We start from the raw sequence: 17261 nt of genomic DNA, 5'->3' as shown, positions 1-17261 counted from the left end.
TCCCTGCACTCGTTAACCACTCACGGGCCGTAGGCCTAGGCTCTCCCTCATGGAAACCGAGTTCGTCCGCTGGACCGAGGACGGCACCGAGCGTTCGGCGGTGTGGCGGTCCACCAGCGGGGCGGCGCCCCCGAAGAAGATCAGGGTCGCCGACGACTCGATGACCGCCGACGAGGCCTACCGTCTGGCGTGTGAGGGGACGGCGCTGTTGTGGCGCGGCGATTTCCACAACGCCCGCCAGCTCGGCACGGCCGTCGCCGCCCGCACCGACCGCAAGGCCCGCAAGACGTCCACGGACCCGGCCACCGCGTTCCACCTGCACCGGCAGACGCAGTCGCGGCGGGCGCGGATCCTCGGGATGCTGCTGGTGCCGTTCGACGCCGACCAGACCGTCCCGTTGCGCCGCGCCCCCGACGTGCGGCAGGCGGCGCTCGCGGCGTACGGACCGACGGATCAGCCGACGGTCACCACGCTGCGGGATCTGCTCGGCGCGATCGGCGCCTACGAGTGGCAGAAGAAGGGCGTCGAGATCCCCGCCCTCGGCGCGCGCATCCACCCCGGCTACGGGGTGTTCTCACCGATTCGCGGCGAATACGTCGACCTCGTCGCCGACACCCCGCTGCCCTCGCTCGCGAAGGCATTCGACATCGGCACCGGCACCGGTGTGCTGGCGGCCGTCCTCGCGCACCGCGGTGTCGAGAAGGTGATCGCGACCGAACTCGACGCGAACGCGCTGGCCTGCGCGCGGGCGAATCTGGACCGGCTGGGCTACGCCGATGGGGTGCAGGTGGTGGAAACGGATCTGTTCCCCGACGGCCGGGCACCGCTGGTCGTGTGCAACCCGCCGTGGATCCCGGCCCGGCCCACCTCACCGATCGAGTACGCGATCTACGACCCGGACAGCCGGATGCTCCGCGGATTCCTCGCCGGACTGGCCGAGCACCTCGAACCCAGGGGAGAGGGCTGGCTCATCCTGTCCGACATCGCCGAGCACCTCGGACTGCGGACCCGCGAGGACTTGCTGACCCTGATCGACGACGCCGGCCTCACCGTTCTCGAGCGGCGGGACGTGGCGCCCCGGCACGGCAAGGTGGCCGACCGTTCCGATGCGCTGCACGCTGCGCGCAAGCGGGAAGTGACGTCACTGTGGCGGCTCGGCGCGCAGGACGTGCCGACCGGGTAGCGCCGGGTGATTCACTCGGACGCGCCCAAGCCGACGATGGTCCCCGACGTCATGTAGACCAGGCGGGTAGCCGACGCCGCGACGACGGGGGTGCTGTCCCACGAGTCGTCGTCGATCACGGTCTGCAGGGGCAGCACCCACAGTTCCTCGCCCGAACGAACGTCCAGGGCGTGCAGGACGTCGGATTCCAGTGTGACCGCGGTGTCGCCGTCCGCGGCGACGACGGTGCCGTACGAGTCGGAGTCCCGGTGCCACAACCGTTCCCCGGACCGCAGGTCGAGTGCAATTTCCGTCTTGCCCTCGTAGTCGCGCAGCAACGCCACCTCGCCCAGCACGGCGACGGCGGTGCCCTGCGTGGTGTTGGGGCCGTATGATTCCGGTGTGTCGACCCGTGGCGTCGACACGAGATCCGGGCTCGTCCACAACAGTTCGCCCGTTGCGCGATCGTAGGCGCCGTCGCCGAGCAGCACCGGGATCGTGGTGTCGGCGGGACGATCGAGGGCGAGGGTGTGCACCGCCTCCACCTCCGACGTCGCGAGGACGCGACCGGTGCGATCGACGGCCTCCGAGCCCAGCACTTTGCCGAGGTTGCAGTCGCTGTGGACGCGGACGACCACGCCACCCTCGGTTGCCCGGGCCGACTGCGTGCAATCGGGGAGCGTCCGCGTGAACGTCGGGCTTCCCGTCGCGAGGTCGAATCCTGCGACCTCGCCGCCGAGTTCGAGCACCCCCTGCCCGTGATCGGTGCTCATCAGGTGGCCGCCGAACGCGTCCTCCCACGCGGCGCCGAGGTCGAACCGCTGCGACCAGCGGGCATCGGGATCGGCAGGGATGCCGCCGTGCACCCGGATGTCGTCGGATTCCGGGTCGCCCTCCATCACGTACAACCAGTCGTCGGAGGCGGTCATCGCGAGGATCGTCCAGTCGGTCGGGGTGCGGGTGACGGAACCGTTCTCGGTGTCGACCGCCAGGATGGTCGGCGCCTCCTCGTAGGGCGTCGTGTAGCAGACCATCCGCCCGACGGCGAGAGTGTCGGCGCATCCGCCCAGCGATTCGATCGGCGTCTGCCAGCGTACCGACCCGGTGTCGGTGTCCACCCCGACCAGTGTTGTCTCGTCCAGTCCCGACGTCTGCTGGTTCACCAGCCCGATCATGGTGACCAGCGTGTCGCCGGCGTCGACGAATCCCGGCTCGCCCGAGTCGAATCCGCTACCGTACACCGGGTTGCGGAAGACGGCGAACTGCCGGTCGTAGGTGGCGGCCGCGTCCAGCGACCACTCGGCGGCCGGTGCGTCGGGCGACGCCTCAGGGGTGTCGGGACCCGTGGTGAATCCGGACAGTCCGGGGATGTTCACCTCCTGCTGTTGCGTCGGTTCGTGCGCGATGACGGTGGTGACGGCGCCGGCGACGGTCACGGCCGCCACGAGGGCTGCGGCCCACAGGTTTCGGGTGCTCTTGTCGAGGCCCATGTCGGCTACAGCTCCAGTCCGGGTGTCGTGGCCAGGGATTCGAGAACCTCGTAGGGGAGTGGGGTCGCGGGGGAGACGGTGGTCGAGCTGACCGAGACCTGCGTGCCCGACGGCCGCGTCAGCGTCACGTAACGACCGGCCTCGTCGACGGCGGGCACTCCGGGCCCGGAGGCCGCCGTGGTGTACGCGTCCCGCCGCTCCAGCACCGAACCGTCGGGCAGTCGGGTGGCCTTCGCGGCCTGCGGGTCGTAGGACGGGTCGTACTTGTCGGGTTCGGCCGGAATGCTGTGGCCGCCCTCGATCGAGATTTTCAGGGTGCCCTCCGATCCCGGGGTGGTGACGTCGACGCTCTCGCACACCGAGTTGTCGCTGTATTCGGCCAGTTGCAGGGACCCGAGTGGTTTCGACAGCGCGACGGTCCGATCATGCCAGGCGGCGTCGAGGACGGAATTGAGCCGGTCCAGATCGTCGCGGGTCAAGGCCGATCCCTCGTCCTCGGAGCCGATCCCGGAACCGCAGGCAGTCGGGGGAGGCGGGGTGCCCGGTGGAACGGGTGTGCTCACCCGCAGTTCGGGGCGCAGCACGATGGTGGTGAGATCGTCGAGCGTGAGCGGGACAGTTCCGCTGTGCTTGCCGACCGGGTCGGCCTCGGTGAAATTCTCGTCGGTCGTGTTGGCGTGGATCCAGGTGCCGTCCGGGAAGTAGCCGGCGACACTCCGGGACAGTGTGCGGCGGCCGTCGTACTCAGTCCACGTGTCGTCCGCATCCAGAACCGTGCCGTCGGGCAGCGTGGTGCGGCGGTCGAGTTCCCCGGCCACGCACGGCGGAACCGGCTTGTCCGCCTTGCTGACCGACATCCACAGCGAACCGGGAACCGAGTCCCGGACCAGGGGTCCCCGGGCGCTGGTGACGCCGCCGAAATCGTCCTCGAAGTCCGGTACCTCGGCCTGGTCGTACACCGGAATCGGTTCGAACAGCAGCGACTCCGTCGGACTGACGAAGGGGATCTCCACGTCCTCGGGCAGCGCGTCGAGGACCGCCGCGGTCATCGACGACGCCTTCAGCGCCGAGAACCACGGGTAGCGCGGGTTGTCGTAACTCTGTTCCCCGAAAATGGTGACGCCGAAAGTCTCTCCCTCGGAAGGTGGTTCCACCGCCGCGCACCCGGGAATGTCGACGGGGTACTCGACCGCCGGCGTGACGTACGACGGAACCGCGGCAGCGTCCTCGATGGTGGCCGGGCCGGATCCGGAATCGAGCAGAACCGCGACGATCACCCCGCTCGCCATGATCGACACCACGACCAGGCCCGTCGTCCAGCGGTCCTTGCGCCTGTCCACCCCGTCGCTCACGTGACCCACCCCTGTCGCAGGCGCTCACTCCGAACGAAGGAGCATCCGAAGTCCTATTCGTCACGATTGTGAGGAGTGTTACGCCCGTGAGTGGTTGACGAGTCCCTGGACTCGTTAACCGCGCACGGGCGCGGAGCGCCTACGGCTCTTCGGGGTTGTTGAACAGTCCCATCTGCTCGGGCCGCGGTGTGGTGTCGGGAGCGTTCTCCGGCGGCGGCAGTACGACGGTCCGGAGGGCGTTGCGCAGTGTGCGGACGACGCGCTCCCAGTGCTCGACCGACGCGTCGTCCGTGTCCCGCAGTCGGGACACCCACGCGGTGCCGGTGTCGAGGAGTGCGAGGATCCGGTCGCGGTCGTGACCGCACACGTCGGCGACGACGGCCGGATCGGTGTCGCCACCGCACCCGGGATCGAGATGGAACAGCGTCTGGAGTTCCTTCGGCAGTTCGGTCGCCGAAGTCCCGTTCCCGGTGCGGGGCGCCGACACTGGTTCGGTGTCCTCGTCGGGGCCGGAGTCCCGGTTGAAGAACAGTTCGCCGCCGAACCGCGCCGCGAAGTCGCTGTCGACGGTGCGCAGGAAATCGGCGAACGACTTGCAGCTGTCCGTGAGGTGCTGGGGGACGAACGGGTTGCCCGACACCTCCAGGAACGCCGACAACCGGTCGTCGACCAGCACGAACTTGATCCGCGACCAGGTGCGGTTGAGGTCGGCGGTGACCTCGGCCGCCCGGGTGCGGTCGCTGATGTCGTGCACCAGCGGCGCGAACAGTTGCACGTCGACGCTGTCGGCGAGCGGCCCGACGAACAGGATGGTGTTGCCCATCCGGATCGGGACGTCGCCGTCGGGGTCGCGTTCGGGCAGCAGCCCGAGCATCGGCACCAACGAGAGCGTGATCAGCTCGTGCAGGTGTTCGACGTCGCGCGGGATCACGGCGGCCGCGGGGTCGAGTTGCGCGACCAGCGGCGGCCGCACCGCAACGGGGTCGAACGTCGCCGCGGGGTCGGTGCTCGACGTCTCGGTGCTCAGGAACGCGGGATGCGTGATTCCCCAGACGTCGCGGAACGCGGCCACCGCCATCGCGGCCAGCTGATCCGACCACGACAGTTTCTTGTCCACGTAGAACGCGGGGGAGCCGTCGTCGGGTTCGTCGTCCGGGCCGCGGGTCGGACGGTTCCAGCCCAGTTCGGTGAGGTACGTCTGCTCGGCCTCGGTCAGCGCGCGGTCGGGGTGCAGGTAGTGGTTCGACGGCACCTCGCAGCGCACCGTGTCGCCGTCCCACACCACGAACTGGATGCACGGCATCAGCCCCTGGGTTACGTCGAGCTCCTCGAATCCCGATTCGAGCACCAGAAGGTCCTCGTCCTGCATCGCCGCCAGATAGTCCGCGAGGCGCCGCTGGAACTCCGCCCAGTCGCGGTTCACGCTCGAATCCAGATCGAAGTCCTGCATGTCAGCTCCGTCCGGGTCGGCCACAGGTCACCTACTTCCGCTGTATACGGTAGCGGCGATCGCCGACACCGCAGCGCAGCAGGGGGTGCGGCGCTCAGACGGGGTGACCGGCCGCGATCGGTCCGGTCAGCCGGGTGACGGCGTCGAGGAGGTCCCACGACGTGCCCGGTTCCACCGCGACCGCGGTGTCGCCCCACACGAGGTATCTTCCGTCGCTGTCGATGTCGCGCCACGCCAGACCGCCGACGGGGCGCGGCGAGTGTCGCGCGCCGCGGACGACGGTGACGACCCCCTGGCCCGTCGACGGGCGGTCGAGGATCCGGGCGACCTCCGCCTGCCGGTGCGCGGCGGCCGCCCGGTCGACCACGATGCCGCGTTGCGTGCCCGCGTCGGTGTCGGGAAGCTGCGCGATCAGCTGCCGCCCGACGTCGTACGGTTCACAGCTGCGGATCACCACCTCGCCGCCCGGATGCTGCACCGCCGCGATCCCGTGCCCGCGCGCGAGCGCCCCGATCAGGCGGATCGGCGGTCCGCCCTCCGAACCGGAGACTTCGATCCGGAGGTCGGGTTCGGCGAGCACCAGCAGCGCCGACGCGAGCGGGTCGTGTTCCGGTCCGGAGAAGGCGGCGCGGATCCGGCGCTGCTCGGCCTCGTACTCGTCGGCGGTGGCCAGCGCACTCGTGACCGTGAACGGATACGGAATGCGGTCCTGGCCGGTCCGCGCCCACGACGCCGAGAACTGCGGACCGCTCAACACCCAGTGCCCCACGACTATTCGCCGATCACCGCGGGCGTGACGAGGGGCAGTTTCCCGACGAGTTCGCTTCCCTCGTCGATGCTTTCGAGGTAGGTCGGCGGTTCCTCCTCGTCCTCGCTTTCGGCGGGCAGGGCCACACTGCCGGGCCGTTCGGGGGCGGGCGCCCGGTGCGCGGCCACGATGCCGTGCGCGTACTGCGCCACCCCGCTGCCGACGGCCCCGGCCAGCGCCGCACCGGCGATAGAACCGGGAGCGGCCTGCGCGGCCTGCGGCGGAACCTGGTCACTCTCGCGGGGCCCGGAGTCCGCGCTGGGTTCGGATTCGGGTTCGGCCACCTGCTGATCGCTGGGTATGCCGTGCACGCCGTTCGGTCCGATGTCGAAGCCCGCCGGCTGCGCATGGGCCGCTGCCGCAGCGTGCGTCGCGGCAAGACCCTCGGTGGCGAGTCGCTCGTCGGCAACCCGATACGCCGACGCGTACAGGGTGTCCATGGCGGCCTTCGCGTCCTGTTCCGCGGCGTCGGCGTCGGCTTCCGCGGTCCAGTTGCCGGGTAGCACCCGGGTCCAGTCGGCCGGGTGGTCCCGGGGCGGGCCGACTGCGCCGCGCACCGCTTCGCCGCCGGCGCTCGCGTGCCGCAGCGCATCCCCCACGTCGGTGAACCGGCCGCCGATCTGCCCGGCCCGGGCGGCGTAGTCGTCGAGTGCCGACACCACCGCCGTCGCCGACTGTCCGTGCCAGCCAGCGCCGACCGCGGCCCGCGTCGCGTCGTGGAACGCGGTGACCGACTCATGGAATCGCCTACCGAGGTCGTCCCAGGACGCGGCGACCGCCTCGGACTCGGCGGGTCTCAGCGCGTCAACAGCGCTACTGATGGCGCGGTGATCCCAGGCGTCCGATCGAAAATTCTCCCCGCCGTTCATCCCCGACCTCCGCTGCTGGACTCTCGGTCCCGGAGTGGACCCCCCAATCCGGCGGGAAGCCACCTTACCGACTCCCACATCCGACTTGTCACCGCTCCTCGACTCCGAGAGGCTCGAGACCATGCACGCGTTCTCGCCCGCAGCGTCCACGACGCGCACCGGCCGGTCACCCACCCTCGCCATCGGAGCGACCGCGTTCGCGTTCCTCGTCACGATGATGGGAACGACACTGCCCACCCCGCTGTATTCGATCTATGCGCAGGAACTGGCGTTCAGCCCCCTCACCGTCACGATCCTGTTCGCCGTGTACGCGGTCGGGGTCGTGGCCGCGCTCGCCGTGTTCGGGCGGCTGTCCGACGACGTCGGCCGGCGCCCGGTGCTCTTTTTCGCTGTCGCCCTCGCCGCGGTCAGCGCCGTGCTGTTCCTGCTGCCGTCGACGCTTCCCGTGTTCGTGGTGGCCCGGGTGATCTCCGGCCTGTCCGCAGGCCTCATGACCGGCACGGGCACCGCCGCGGTGATCGACCTGTTCCCACCCGATCGGAAGGCGGTCGGCGGAATGCTCGCGGTCGCGGTGAACACCGGCGGCCTCGGATTGGGCACTCTCAGCGCGGGGGTGATCGCCGACGTCACGTCGAGTCCGCTGACCATTCCGTACGCGGCGAACCTCGTGCTCGCCGCCGTCGCCGTCGCCGGGCTGTGGATCTTCGCGCCGGCGCCGGCCACCCGGCCGACGTGGCGCATCCGACCCCGCCGCCTGCGGGTTCCGGCGTCGATCCGCGGCGCCTTCGTCACCGCGGTGCTCGCGGCCGGAACGGCGTTCGCGGTGACCGGCGTCCTCACCGCCGTGTCGGCGCTGTTCCTGACGAGATACCTGGGGACGACGAACCACTCCACGGCAGGGCTCGTCGTGTTCCTGACGTTCCTGTTCATGGCCGCCGGCCAACTCCTCGCACGCCGGATGTCGACGGCCATCGCGATGCTCGCCGGGTGCCTCGGATTGATCCCCGCCGCCGGGCTGCTGGCGCTCGCGCTGGTGAACATCGTCCTCGCGCCGCTGCTCGCGTCCGCGGTGGTGCTCGGCGTCGCCGGAGGACTGTGCCTCAACGCGTCGCTCGCCACCACCGTCGAACGGGTCGAACCGCAACTCCGCGGCGGAGTGTCCTCGGCATTCTTCGCCGGGATCTACGTGATGCTGGCCGTTCCCGCGGTCGGTGTCGGTGTGCTCGCGCGGTTCACCGACCTACGGGCCGCCGGGATCGTCTTCAGCGCGCTGGTCGCCGCACTGGGTGCCGGCGTGGCCGTCGCGCAACTGATCGTGCGCAGACGGGCCTGAGCGTCAGCCTCGAGGCCGGGTGGTGACCGGCGGGATCGTGATCACCGGACGCGTCGTGGTGGTGGTGGTGGTCGGCGCCAGTGTCGGCGCCACGGCGGCCTGCGGCGGAACAGTCGCCTCGGTCGTCGTGACGACCGGGGGCCGGGTCACGGGCGTGGTGACCGGGGCGAGGCTGATCGTCGGTGGAGGCGGAGGGGGAGGCGGAGGCGGCGCGATCGTCGTCCGGACCGGCGGCGGAGGAGGCGGTGCGGGGGTCGTCGAGGGCGCGGGCGGCGGCCCGGTGGTCACCGGCGCCGGTTCGGTGGGGAGCGTGACGACCCGCGGGGTGGTCAGCTCCGCCATCTGCCACGTGGGGGTCGGCGGGACGAACACCTGGAACGTCGCCGGTTCGGCGCTGTACGGTCCCGCGGCCTGCAGACCCTCCGACGACAGCGGTGGTGGCACGACTGCCGGTCCGTGACTGCCGAACGCGCCGCCCGCGGCGCCGATCATCAGCCCGGAGACCGCCGAAACGGTGGCAATCGCAAGCGCCCCGATCGCTACAGTCCTGTCGTCCATGCTTTACCCGTCGTCGGCGTGCAAATGCGTCCACCATAGAGGGCGTTGCCCCCGGCTGGTGCACGTGTCGGCAGACGAGTCGCCCGGGAGGGGTTCGCTCGAAGGTTGCCAGGCGGCTGTCGGGGTTCGGCGCACGCTGACGAGAACCCTTGCCCGGATGAGGTCGCGAGCCGACGATCGAGCGGTGTCCATACCGCTCCGACCGGGGGTAACGATGTCTCTGCTCGACAGATTGTTCCGCCGCCGCCCGCTGTCCGAACGCGCCGGGGCAGCCGTCGCCGCGTCGGCGATGCTGTTCGCTTCGTGAGCGCACTCGAGATCGTCGCCGACGTCCTCGTCCTCGGCGGCGGACCCGCCGCCACCTGGGCGGCACTGTCCGCTGCCCGGGAGGGTGCCCGGGTGGTGCTCGCCGACAAGGGGTACTGCGGAACCAGCGGTCCGACCGCCTCGGGTGGCAACAACCTGTGGAACGTCCCGCCCGGCCCCGCCCGCGAACGGTCGGTGCAAGCCCGCTTCGAGGACGGCGGCCGGCTGTCCGAACCGGCCTGGATGTACCGGGTGCTCGAGGAGACCCACCGCCGGGTGGACGAACTGGCCGATTCCGGCTACCGGTTTCCGTCCGGCGACGACGGGCAGGAGGTGCGCACCAGCCTGCAGGGGCCCGAGTACATGCGCCGGATGCGCAGGCGGGTGCACCGGGCCGGGGTCACCATCCTCGATCACAGCCCCGCCTTGGAACTGCTCACCACCGGCGACGGCGTCGTGTCCGGCGCCGCCGGTCTGCAACGGCAGAACGGGTACGCGCCGTGGTCGGTGCGCGCCGGGGCCGTGGTCGTGGCGACCGGCGGCTGCGCGTTCCTGTCGGGAAGTTTCGGAACGAACGTCGACACCGGCGACGGACTCCTGATGGCCGCCGAGGTCGGGGCGTCTTTCTCCGGCATGGAATTCTCCGCCGCCTACGCGCTGGCGCCCGCGTGGAGCGGGCACACGAAGGGGTTGATGATGCAATTCGCCACGTACTACGACGCGGACGGTCAGTCGCTCGGGGACGGCGGCTTTTCCGCACGCGGCGCCGCGATGGCGCACCTCGCCACCGGCCGCCCGGTGTATGCGCGGCTCGACCGGGCCCGGCCCGATATCCGCGCGGCCATGCGCACGTCGCAACCGAATTACTTTCTGCCGCTGGACAAGGCGGGCATCGACCCGTTCACCCAGAAATATCCCGTGCGGGCGGTGTTGGAGGGCACGGTGCGCGGAACCGGAGGCATCCGGATCACCGGCACCGACTGCGCCAGTGACGTTCCCGGCCTGTTCGCGGCCGGCGATGCCGCCACCCGCGAGTTGATCACCGGTGGCCGCAGCGGCGGAGGCAGCCACAATGGGGCCTGGGCGATCTCCTCGGGAACGTGGGCGGGCGTGGGTGCCGCCCGGTTCGCGCGGGGGCGTCGCGTCCCCGACGGAGTGCGCGGCGCGGGAACGGCCGGTCTGCGCGGCCCGTCCGCCCGGCGGCAGGCGTCGCGCGCCATCGTCGGACTGGTTCAGGAGCACACCCTGCCGCTGCGGCGCAGTTACCGGCGCAGCGCGGCGAGCCTGCAGGACAGCGTGACCGCGCTCGACGAGGCATGGTCGGGTGCCGCCGATCTGCTCGGCGGTGCCGAACGGGAACTGCTGCAGGCCCGTTCGGCCGCCGCGATGCTCGCCGCGGCTCGGTGGGCGACCCACTCGGCGCTGGCGCGGACCGAGACCCGGGGCATGCACGTGCGCACGGACCTGCCCGACACCGATCCGGCGCAGACCCGTCGCCTGCTGTCGGGCGGGCTCGACGAGGTGTGGGTGCGGCCGGAACACGGCACCGCCGAAAACAGGACGGTGGCGTCGTGATCGAGGTCGTCCTCGCCGACCGGTGCGTGCAGTGCGACATCTGCATCAAGGTCTGCCCGACGGACGTGTTCCGCCGGGGCGAGGACGGGGTTCCCGTCGTCGCGCATCAGGAGGACTGTCAGACGTGCTTCATGTGTGAGGCGAATTGTCCGACCGACGCGCTGTACGTCGCGCCGTTCGACACCCCGGTTCCCGAGGACTCGACCCACACCGACGCCGACGCGTTGGCGGAGTCCGGGGCGCTGGGCGCCTACCGCGCGGTGATCGGGTGGGGCGGCGGTCGCACGTCGGGTTCCACGCTCGACCGAAACCACCTGTTCGCACCCGTGAGTACTTCCTAACCGCCGGCGGTTAACAAGTACTCACGGGGGTGGCCCTGCGGATGAACCGGCCGATCTCGCGGATGGCGCGGGTGCCTTCGGGGAGCAGTCCGGCGGCGGCCTGGAAGACGTGCACCTGCCGCTCCCACACCTGCAGTTCGCACGGCACACCTGCCTGGGACAGCCGCTCGGACATCAGTTCCGCGTCGACGTACACCATTTCCTGCGAGCCGGTCTGGATCAGGGCAGGCGGCATGGAGGCGAGGGAGCCGTCCACGGGGGACGTGGACGGCTCGTGCCCGCCCCGGGTGTCCAGGCGTTCGATCAGCCTGGACAGGGCACCGACCGCGCGTGTGGGGAAGACGGCGCAGAGGTCGGCGTTGGGATGGGCCAGCTTGTTCACCGGGTCGAGGTCGGTGAGTGGCGACAGTGCGACGTCGGCGGCGGGACGCGGCAGCCCCTGACGCAGCGCTTCGAGCGTCACCATGAACGTGAGGAATCCGCCCGCCGAGTCGCCGGCGACGACGATGCGGTCCGCGGTGTAGCCGTGCGCGAGCAGCCATCGGTACCCGTCGACGCCGTCCTCGACGGCCGCCCGGATGGGGTTCCGCGGGATCATCCGGTACGCGACGTTCAGCGTCGACGCCTGGGACTCCGCCGAGATCCGGGACACCATCTGGCGGTGCGAGTTGATCCCGCAGCACAGGAACGCCCCGCCGTGGAGGTAGAGGATCGCCCGGTCGCCGAGCTCGCCCGGAGGCCGGATCCATTCGGCGCGGCAGTGCGGCAGCCGGACGGGCCTGCGCTGGGTTCCGCGGATGGGGCCGAGCGAGTACCCGAACAGGTCGACGACTCCGGTGGGCCACGGCAGTTCCGGGTAGCGCGCCCACCCGTCGAGGAACGGCCGGACCGTGCGGCGGAGGGTGTGGGCGAGGGCCGCCGACTGCAGGCTGGTTCCGGCGAACTCCCGCCGGGTCACCGGGAGCGGTGACGGGCAGAATTCGTAAGTCGCAGTGCTCATTGTCTGCCTCCGTTCCGGCCTCGGTGCCCTCCGACGTGCTGCCTTCAGGTTTGCCACCTCGGTGCGCCGTGTGGACTACATCGAAGTAGGTCGCACGGACGCTACGCCCGACGTAGCATCCAGGCGGAAGTCGTAATGGGATAGTGACCGAGCGGGGGTGAACGTCCAGGTGGGGATCATGCCGGTTACCGATTCGATATTCCTTCTCGGCGAATCGCGAGAGCATCCGATGCATGTCGGATCGCTCGAATTGTTCACACCGCCGGAGGATGCCGGTCCCGACTACGTGAAGTCGATGCACGAAACACTGCTGAAGCACACGGACGTCGACCCCACGTTCCGCAAGAAGCCGGCGGGCCCCGTCGGCAGTCTCGGGAACCTGTGGTGGGCCGACGAGTCGGACGTCGATCTCGAATACCACGTGCGTCATTCGGCCCTGCCGTCGCCGTACCGGGTCCGGGAATTGCTGACGCTGACGTCCCGGTTGCACGGCACGCTCCTGGACCGTCATCGCCCGCTGTGGGAGATGTATCTGATCGAGGGCCTCTCCGATGGCCGGTTCGCCATCTACACCAAGCTGCACCACTCGCTGATGGACGGGGTCTCCGGGCTGCGCCTGCTGATGCGGACGCTCTCGACCGACCCGGACGTGCGCGACGCGCCGCCGCCGTGGAACCTGCCGCGGTCGGCGTCGGCGAACGGAGTTGCCGCCCCCGACCTGTGGTCGGTGGTGAACGGGGTCCGTCGCACGGTCGGCGACGTGGCCGGTCTCGCGCCGGCGTCGCTGCGCATCGCCCGCACCGCGATGGGTCAGCACGACTTGCGGTTTCCGTACGAGGCGCCCCGCACCATGCTCAACGTCCCGATCGGTGGCGCGCGCCGGTTCGCCGCGCAGTCCTGGCCGCTCGACCGGATCCATGCCGTGCGGAAGGCGGCCGGGGCCAGTGTCAACGACGTCGTGATGGCCATGTGCGCCGGGGCGTTGCGGGGTTACCTCGAGGAGCAGAACGCACTGCCGGACGAACCGCTGATCGCGATGGTTCCGGTGTCGCTGCGCGACGAGCAGAAGGCCGACGCCGGCGGCAACGCGGTGGGGGTGACCCTGTGCAACCTCGCGACGGACGTCGACGACCCGGCCGAACGCCTGACAGCGATCTCCGCGTCCATGTCGCAGGGGAAGGAATTGTTCGGCAGTCTCACCTCGCTTCAGGCGCTGGCGTGGTCCGCGGTCAACATGTCACCGATCGCCCTGACCCCGGTGCCGGGGTTCGTCCGCTTCACGCCGCCGCCGTTCAACGTGATCATCTCCAACGTCCCTGGACCGCGGAAGACCATGTACTGGAACGGGTCCCGGCTGGACGGCATCTACCCGACGTCGGTGGTGCTGGACGGGCAGGCGCTGAACATCACGCTCACCACCAACGGCGACAACCTCGATTTCGGTGTCATCGGGTGCCGCCGCTCGGTGCCGAGCCTGCAACGCATCCTGTACTACCTCGAGGCCGCGCTCGGCGAACTGGAAGCCGCCCTGCTCTGAGCCGCCGCGGGTTTCAGCGTCTGCCCGACTCCTGCTCGACGAGGGCCCGCCGTGATTCCTCGTGCAGCACGCCGAGCAGTTCGTGTTCGACGTCCGCGAATTCGGGTGACGTCATCATCGACAGTTCGCGGGGGCGGGGCAGACCCACCGTCACCTCGCGGCGCACGGTGGCGGGCCGGGCGGACAGCACGACCACCCGGTCCGACAGGTAGACGGCCTCCCGGATGTCGTGGGTGATCATCAGGACGGTCCAGCGGTAGCGCTGCCACACGTCCTGCAACCAGGTCTGCATCTCGGTGCGGGTCAACGAATCCAGGGCGCCGAACGGCTCGTCGAGCAGCAGCACCGGACGGTCCTGGACGACGGTCCGCAGCATCGCGGCGCGTTGCCGCATCCCGCCGGACAGCTGGCTGGGGCGGGCGTCCTCGAACCCGCCGAGACCGAAGACGGAGAACAGTTCCCGGGCTTTCTCCCGCGCCTGCTTCCGGGGCACGCCCTGCACCTCCAGCCCGAGGGTGGTGTTGTCGAGGACGCTGCGCCACGGGAACAGCAGGTCCTTCTGCGGCATGTATGCGCATTTCGACGGGCCACTGCCCGCGGGACGCACGGACTCGCCGCCGATCGTGACGGTGCCGGTGTCCGGTTGGTCGAGTCCGGCGAGCATGGCGAACGCGGTGCTCTTCCCGCACCCGCTGGGGCCGATCACCGACACGAACTCGCCCGGTTCGACGGTGAACGAGACGTTGTCGAGGACGGGACGGGTGCCGCCGCGGACGGGGAATCCCTTGCTCAGTCCGGACAGTGCGACGCGCGCGGTCTCACTCATGCCGGGCCCTTTCGTTCTTGATCCAAGGGGCGACGACGCGTTCGACCGCGAACGTGAGCAGGTAGAGGCTGACGCTGATCACGGCGGTCACGAGCACCGCCGCCAGCACGAGGTCGGTGCGGAAGGAGTTCTTCTGCGTGGCCATGTAGATGCCGAGACCGGACGTGGCCCCGACGTATTCGGCGAACACGGCGCCCACCACGGCGTACGTGATGCCGATGCGCAGGGCGGTGAAGAACCGGGGGATCGCCGACGGCAGACGCACGTAGCGGAACTCCTGCCACCGGGAGGCACCCATGCTGCGCAACAGCGCACCCGCCTCCCGGTCGGCGGCGGCGAAACCCTCGATCAGGCCGATCGTCATCGGGAAGAACGTGGCGAGGGCGATCACGAGGACCTTCGGCAGCAGACCGAATCCGAACCAGATGATCATCAACGGCGCGATCGCGATGATCGGCAGCGTCTGCGACACGACGAACAGCGGAACGAATGCGCGGCGCAGCCACGGCGAGAAGTCCACGAGCACGGCGAGAGCCCACGCGCAGAGCAGGGACACGGCGAACCCGATCAGCGTCACCTGCAGTGTCGCGGAGGCGTGACCGGAGATGGCGTCCCGCGCCCGCCAGCCCTGCTGCACGACCCGCAGCGGCGACGGCAGCACCTGCGGCCGGATACCGCTGACCGTCACGTACACCTGCCACGCGACGACCAGCAGTGCCACGACCACGACCGCAGGCAGCACCCGCCGCAGCAGCGGTGACGTGCCCGGGGCCGGGGTCCGGACGGTCGGGTCAGGGCTGAGCGAGGTACTCATTGGTGAAATACGTCGACCAGTCGGGTTCCGTGGTCAGCGGTGCCCCGTCGGGGCCGGTGAGCAGGCCGTGCTGGAACAGGAAACCGGAATACCCCGCCCATTGCTCGGCCGTCTGGGTCCCGACCTTTCCGGAAGCGTCCTTCATGTACTCGGAGGACAGCATCTGCTGGCTCTCCCGCACGAGGGACTCGTCCGTGAAGGCGCCGGGATTGGCGTCGATCAACATCTGCGCGGCCTCGTCCGGCCGGTCGGCGGCGAACTGGTAGCCGCGCTGCAAGGCCTGGACGAACTTGCGGGCCTGCTCGGGGTGGTCGTCCATCCACTGCTCGTTGCCCTCGATGACGAGTGCGTACGCGTCCGGGAAGCCGTAGTCGGTGTAGTGGAAGTAGCGCATCGGGGTGCCCCGGTGCTCGGCCTCGATGCCCTCCCAGCCGAAGAACGACACGGTGAAGTCGGCGGTGCCGGAGTACACGGCCTCGTAGGCCGACGTGCCGAGCGTGACGGTGGTGAATTCGCCCTTGCCGCCGTCGTTCCGGATGATCTGCTTCAGCGTCTCCTCGCCGTCCGGGTCCGCGAAACCGGCGTAGATCTTGCCGTCGAGATCCCGGGGGCGGGTGATGTCGGCGCGATCCGCCTTCACCGCGATACCCGTCGCCCAGTGCTGCAGCGGGGCCATGACCGACGTGGTCTGGGCGCCCGCGGCCTTCGAGAACGTCGCGGAACTCTGGAAGCTCACGCCGAACTCCGCGTTGCCGGCGTCGACGAGGGTGTCGGGTGAGGTGTCGTTGTACGGCAGCACTTGCACGTCGAGTCCGGCGTCCGCGAACCAGCCCTCCTGCTGGGCGACGAACAGGCCGGTGTGGTTGGTGTTCGGCGTCCAGTCGAGTGCGAACCGGATGGTGTCGTCGGACTGCGAGTTTCCGGCGCAGCCGGTGAGCATCGACAGGGCCGAGACGAGGATGACGGCTGCGGTGGCCGCGCGCTTGGTACGGGAGAAGAGAGTCACGACGCCGGCCATTCCTGCTTGTTGAGTGCGGTGTCCCAGAACATGAGTTCGTAGCGGCTGGCGATCGTGAACGCCTCCACCATCGTCTCGCGCTGGGCTTCGGTCGCGGCGTCCGCGGCGGCGTCCACGAGGTCGCGGGCCGTCGCGACGGCGGCGTGGAACTCCTCCGCGTCGTACGTGGTCACCCACTGTGCGTACGGGTGCGACGGGTCGGCGGCCAGCACGTCGCGGGCGCTCGCCGCGAGCCGGCGTCCCACGTCCGCGTAGATCCAGAAGCACGGCAGCACCGCGGCGGCGGACACCGCGTACGGCTCGGTGGCGGCGACCGCCGTCAGGTAGGAGATGTACCCGAGGCAGGCCTGCGAATGCTGCGGTTCGGCGTCCGACGCGGGGAGCCGTCCGCTGGTCAGCAGGTTCTGGTGCAACGTCGCCTCGACCGTCGCGGCCTCGGCCGCCGAGCCTGCCCAGAAGCCGGCCTCGACGGGGCCCGGCGCATGCGCGGCGACCAGGGACAGGGCCTTCGCGTACCCGGTCAGATACAGGAAATCCTGCTCGATATACGTGCGGAACACGTCCAGCGGCAGCGTTCCGTCGCCGAGGCGGCGCAGGAACTCGAGTTCGTCGATCGCCTCGCGCAGCACCTTGGTCCGGTCCCACAAGTGGTCCGTGAATCGGGCGTGCCGACCTGCGCCCGCAGCACCTTGGACAGAGCTATTCACAACGTTGACATCCCTTCGTCAGCATTACCTGAGCAGGTTCCCGGGTGTGTTCTCAGCCCCGCCCGTGCGGAGCACCCCGTGTCAGAACAAGCCGACCCTAGCACCGGCCGTGCCG

The 17261-nt window shown here is 70.1% G+C and carries 16 protein-coding genes and 1 riboswitch; of the genes, 5 read left to right on the top strand and 11 right to left on the bottom strand.

Annotated features, from left to right (window positions below):
- Positions 1-49: 49 nt before the first annotated feature.
- Positions 50-1183 carry a methyltransferase gene (locus ACFTZB_RS11400; RefSeq protein ID WP_378431662.1) on the top strand — a complete coding sequence of 378 codons (1134 nt, stop codon included), beginning with the start codon at positions 50-52 and terminating at the stop codon, positions 1181-1183.
- An 11-nt stretch (positions 1184-1194) separates the two neighbouring features.
- Here the strand turns inward: ACFTZB_RS11400 and ACFTZB_RS11395 are convergent, their stop codons facing one another.
- The 5 genes from ACFTZB_RS11395 to ACFTZB_RS11375 form a co-directional block, all read right to left on the bottom strand.
- Positions 1195-2652 (bottom strand): PQQ-binding-like beta-propeller repeat protein, encoded by a 1458-nt coding sequence (locus tag ACFTZB_RS11395; RefSeq protein ID WP_378431661.1) that lies wholly within the window; start codon positions 2650-2652, stop codon positions 1195-1197.
- A 5-nt stretch (positions 2653-2657) separates the two neighbouring features.
- Complete coding sequence (locus ACFTZB_RS11390) at positions 2658-4004, bottom strand: hypothetical protein (protein ID WP_378431659.1); 1347 nt, start codon at positions 4002-4004, stop codon at positions 2658-2660.
- 139 nt (positions 4005-4143) lie between these two features.
- Entirely contained in the window at positions 4144-5478 is a 1335-nt protein-coding gene (locus tag ACFTZB_RS11385; RefSeq protein WP_378431658.1) for a hypothetical protein, read from the bottom strand.
- A gap of 70 nt (positions 5479-5548) precedes the next feature.
- Entirely contained in the window at positions 5549-6211 is a 663-nt protein-coding gene (locus tag ACFTZB_RS11380; RefSeq protein ID WP_378431657.1) for an ESX secretion-associated protein EspG, read from the bottom strand.
- Positions 6212-6225: 14 nt separating this feature from the next.
- Complete coding sequence (locus tag ACFTZB_RS11375; RefSeq protein WP_378431656.1) at positions 6226-7131, bottom strand: hypothetical protein; 906 nt, start codon at positions 7129-7131, stop codon at positions 6226-6228.
- A gap of 121 nt (positions 7132-7252) precedes the next feature.
- On the opposite strand from ACFTZB_RS11375, the gene ACFTZB_RS11370 reads away from it, so the two are divergent.
- On the top strand, positions 7253-8464 hold the full coding sequence (locus ACFTZB_RS11370; RefSeq protein ID WP_378431655.1) for an MFS transporter: 1212 nt from the start codon (positions 7253-7255) through the stop codon (positions 8462-8464).
- A gap of 3 nt (positions 8465-8467) precedes the next feature.
- On the opposite strand, the gene ACFTZB_RS11365 is transcribed toward ACFTZB_RS11370, so the two are convergent.
- Positions 8468-9022, bottom strand: a complete 555-nt coding sequence (locus ACFTZB_RS11365) for a hypothetical protein (RefSeq protein ID WP_378431653.1) — start codon at positions 9020-9022, stop codon at positions 8468-8470.
- A gap of 303 nt (positions 9023-9325) precedes the next feature.
- On the opposite strand from ACFTZB_RS11365, the gene ACFTZB_RS11360 reads away from it, so the two are divergent.
- Positions 9326-10903, top strand: coding sequence for an FAD-binding protein (locus ACFTZB_RS11360; protein ID WP_378431651.1), 1578 nt, complete (start codon positions 9326-9328; stop codon positions 10901-10903).
- The gene (locus ACFTZB_RS11355) at positions 10900-11244 is read left to right on the top strand and encodes a ferredoxin family protein (RefSeq protein WP_378431650.1); all 345 of its coding nucleotides are present in this window, start codon (positions 10900-10902) and stop codon (positions 11242-11244) included. The genes ACFTZB_RS11360 and ACFTZB_RS11355 overlap by 4 nt, the downstream gene beginning before the upstream one ends.
- A gap of 10 nt (positions 11245-11254) precedes the next feature.
- On the opposite strand, the gene ACFTZB_RS11350 is transcribed toward ACFTZB_RS11355, so the two are convergent.
- Positions 11255-12244 carry an alpha/beta hydrolase gene (locus tag ACFTZB_RS11350; protein ID WP_378431649.1) on the bottom strand — a complete coding sequence of 330 codons (990 nt, stop codon included), beginning with the start codon at positions 12242-12244 and terminating at the stop codon, positions 11255-11257.
- 178 nt (positions 12245-12422) lie between these two features.
- On the opposite strand from ACFTZB_RS11350, the gene ACFTZB_RS11345 reads away from it, so the two are divergent.
- A complete protein-coding gene (locus ACFTZB_RS11345; RefSeq protein WP_378431648.1) occupies positions 12423-13781 on the top strand; it encodes a wax ester/triacylglycerol synthase family O-acyltransferase in 1359 nt (452 codons plus the stop codon).
- Between the two features lie 13 nt (positions 13782-13794).
- Here ACFTZB_RS11345 and ACFTZB_RS11340 read toward each other — a convergent pair whose 3' ends face one another.
- The 4 genes from ACFTZB_RS11340 to ACFTZB_RS11325 all read right to left on the bottom strand — a co-directional run bounded on the left by ACFTZB_RS11340 (position 13795) and on the right by ACFTZB_RS11325 (position 17146).
- Positions 13795-14607: an ABC transporter ATP-binding protein gene (locus ACFTZB_RS11340; protein WP_378431647.1), complete on the bottom strand. Its 813-nt coding sequence runs from the start codon at positions 14605-14607 to the stop codon at positions 13795-13797.
- Positions 14600-15421 carry an ABC transporter permease gene (locus ACFTZB_RS11335; RefSeq protein WP_276139944.1) on the bottom strand — a complete coding sequence of 274 codons (822 nt, stop codon included), beginning with the start codon at positions 15419-15421 and terminating at the stop codon, positions 14600-14602. Before ACFTZB_RS11335 ends, ACFTZB_RS11340 begins: the two co-directional genes overlap by 8 nt.
- Complete coding sequence (locus ACFTZB_RS11330) at positions 15399-16439, bottom strand: ABC transporter substrate-binding protein (RefSeq protein WP_378431646.1); 1041 nt, start codon at positions 16437-16439, stop codon at positions 15399-15401. Before ACFTZB_RS11330 ends, ACFTZB_RS11335 begins: the two co-directional genes overlap by 23 nt.
- A complete protein-coding gene (locus ACFTZB_RS11325; protein WP_378431645.1) occupies positions 16424-17146 on the bottom strand; it encodes a TenA family protein in 723 nt (240 codons plus the stop codon). Before ACFTZB_RS11325 ends, ACFTZB_RS11330 begins: the two co-directional genes overlap by 16 nt.
- Positions 17140-17235, bottom strand: a riboswitch (TPP riboswitch). Its footprint overlaps the gene before it by 7 nt.
- Positions 17236-17261 lie beyond the last annotated feature (26 nt).

The organism is Rhodococcus sp. NPDC057014 (genome assembly GCF_042673295.1).
GTDB lineage: Bacteria > Actinomycetota > Actinomycetes > Mycobacteriales > Mycobacteriaceae > Rhodococcus_F.
The sequence above is the reverse complement of the archived record's forward strand: the minus strand, read 5'-3'. Positions and strand labels throughout refer to the sequence as shown.